The 2565-nt window shown below is 41.4% G+C and carries 2 protein-coding genes and 1 pseudogene; 2 read left to right on the plus strand and 1 reads right to left on the minus strand.

The genetic code is table 11. The annotated features are described in order from the left end of the window. Positions 1-203, plus strand: a 203-nt coding sequence (locus LC574_RS35285; protein WP_229458277.1) for a hypothetical protein, incomplete at its 5' end; no start/stop codon positions are given. Here the strand turns inward: LC574_RS35285 and LC574_RS35290 are convergent. Continuing rightward, positions 200-937: a RibD family protein gene (locus LC574_RS35290; RefSeq protein ID WP_229458278.1), complete on the minus strand. Its 738-nt coding sequence runs from the start codon at positions 935-937 to the stop codon at positions 200-202. The two genes, LC574_RS35285 and LC574_RS35290, sit on opposite strands and share 4 nt — an antisense overlap. Before the next feature lie 296 nt (positions 938-1233). Here LC574_RS35290 and LC574_RS35295 point away from each other — a divergent pair. Then, positions 1234-2442, plus strand: a pseudogene (locus LC574_RS35295) (two-component sensor histidine kinase); the annotation flags it as partial. Between the last annotated feature and the right edge of the window lie 123 nt (positions 2443-2565).

Consider the following 2565-nt stretch of genomic DNA (forward strand, 5'->3'; position numbering starts at 1 on the left):
AAATGCAAGTGGATGGGGGAGATGAGGGAGATGAGGGAGATGAGGGAGATGAGGGAGATGAGGGAGATGAGGGAGATGAGGGAGCAGGGGAGCAGAGGAGAAGTTGCAGTAAGTTTTTCCCCAATGCCCAATGCCCAATGCCCCATGCCCAATGCCCAATGCCCAATTCCCAATCCCCAATAACTTTACTTAGCGTAATCTAATCTGCTGGTCGTTGCAGGCGATAGTGCAAAAACACTTCTTGCTCAACTGCATGAACTTCTAGAAGTTGCAGCTTGGGAGCTAAATCGGGTAAAAATCCTTTCCCATCTACGGGTGTGGGTGCGGTGTTACCACCTAAAATCAACGGACAGACGGTTAGCCATAATTCATCAATTAAATCTAATCCCAGCAAGGAAGCGACTAATTCACCTCCACCCAAAACCGCCAAGCGTGTTATATGTAGAGTGGCTAGATGCTTTAAAGCTGCGGAAATGTCTATTTCTCGCGTTGGTGTTTCAAAAACCAGAATTTGCTCAAATTCTGGAGGGCATTCTTGGGCTTTGGTTCCCATTGAGGGAAGTGTCCTTAAACGTCCTTTCCATGAAAGCGATCCTGCTGTTGTCGTGAGTAGCCAGCGTCTAACTGGTTGCTTAAAAAATTTAATTTCCGGATTGAGGTTTGCAGAGTGTGTAGTCACTATATAAACTGGCTGCGGAGGCTTCCCTTCTTGCGCCCGAAGTTGCACTAGAGTTGGATCTGATATAGTAAGTGTTGTTCCGTAGGCCCGGAGAGTGCCAGCACCGAATAAAACCGCATCAGAGGCAGCGATTTGTTTTTCTAAGTGTGCTTTATCAAGCCTTGAGCCAAACCGAGCAGGCGATCGCCTAAAATCTCCTATTTTACCATCTGCACTCATTGCTAAAACAACTGTAGTGTGAGGACGATGTTGCAACATGAAATTGATTTGATAGTTTGAATATTTTTTTTGCTAGTGTGTAGATTCTCAAAAAAAATCCATGCCTGCAAGCTACCGTTTTACAACTTCACCACTGTATTTATATGCAACACAAAACGCTTCTAAATCTAGCATATCTTAATTTTGGTATACCACGTTTCTTTTTAAATTATAGCAATTTGTTAATTTTAAACATTGAAAATAAAATTCTCATAAGTTTAATAAAATGTCTCATCTAGCTCATCTAATTACATATCTTTGCTGTTGTGGTTTGCAGATGCAAAGTGAGACACTCGATGATTAATCACCGCCAATCTTCTTTTCGTCGAATTTTAGTAACGAGAATACTGCTTCTTTTCGTTCCAGTTTTACTTATAGGCGAGATTGTTGCCTTGAATAAGGCACGTTCTAGTATATTGGGAACTGCACGTCAAAATTTAACAGAAAGCGCTATCAGTAAAGGGGAGAGAATTGGAGATGCGATCGCTATCTTAAGAGCTACTTTGCTGAGTGTAAGTAAAACAACGGTTATTCCGTCGGATACGCCTATACAAGAGCAAGAAATTCTCACGCAGTTAAAGCAACAACTTCCAGCCAGTATTGAATGCATCCAATTAACGAATCTGTTAAGCCAGAAAATAGTTGCTAGTAGCTGTGGGGATCAAGCAATAGAAGAATTGACATTACCTGTGCCTAGGGACGAAATTGATGTCAAAGCAATCTTTCCGCTAAAGGCAGGAATAACTGGAAAAAGAAACACACAAAATCAATTGCAAGTAGTGTTATCTGCACCAGTCTCCGATAGCAGAAAAAATTTGGTTTACAGCTTAAGTATTCAGTCTGCATTGTACCAACAAACCAGAAATCCGCCGGGATCGCTCATAGGCCCTATGGTAGTGATTGCTGAAGATGGCACAATTTTGGCACACCCATTCACAGACTGGGTGGGAACTAATATTAATCAGCACCCAAATGCTTCCCAACTCAAGAGCATAATTAAAAATGCAATTGCGGGGCAAAACAATTCGATAAATTTGTCTTTTACACAGGGAAAAGAATTAATAGCTGGTTATACGGCTATTGCAAATCCACTCACCCAACAGCAGCAAAAATGGATAGTCTTAGCTGTTACTAGTGTCGAAAATGCCCTTTTTGGTTTAGAGGAAATCAAACTAATTCTCATTGTTTTAACAGTTGGTTTGATTGGTGCAAGTTTGTTAGCATCTTTATATCTTGCTCCTTACTTGGCGCGTCCTGTAGAAGAATTGCGAGACTACGCTCTAAATATTCACTCTCACCACGCCGCACAACCAGTTCCGCACAATTTTAAAATCCGGGAATTCAATCAACTGGCCCAAGCATTAGACCAAATGGTAGAACGGCTCAAAGCTGGGTCAGAAGAACTAGAAATAGCTTGGAAAGAAGCAAAAAGCGCTAACCAGATTAAAAGCCAGTTTTTGGCTACGACTTCCCATGAATTGAGAAACCCATTACATACTATTATTTACTGTGACATCGCTCCCTTTACATACGCCAATCAAATTCTGAGTTTTTTGAAGACGAGTAATTAAATCTGGTTGTTTGGCTTTAAAATCACGGTAGATATCCAAGCCGATCGCACGGGGTTG

Origin of the sequence: Nostoc sp. CHAB 5715 (genome assembly GCF_020829685.1) — a bacterium.
GTDB lineage: Bacteria > Cyanobacteriota > Cyanobacteriia > Cyanobacteriales > Nostocaceae > Nostoc.

Excerpts from the sequence above, each read along its gene's own strand:
- LC574_RS35290 (WP_229458278.1), bottom strand. The coding sequence starts at position 937 with ATGTTGCAACATCGTCCTCACACTACAGTTGTTTTAGCAATGAGTGCA.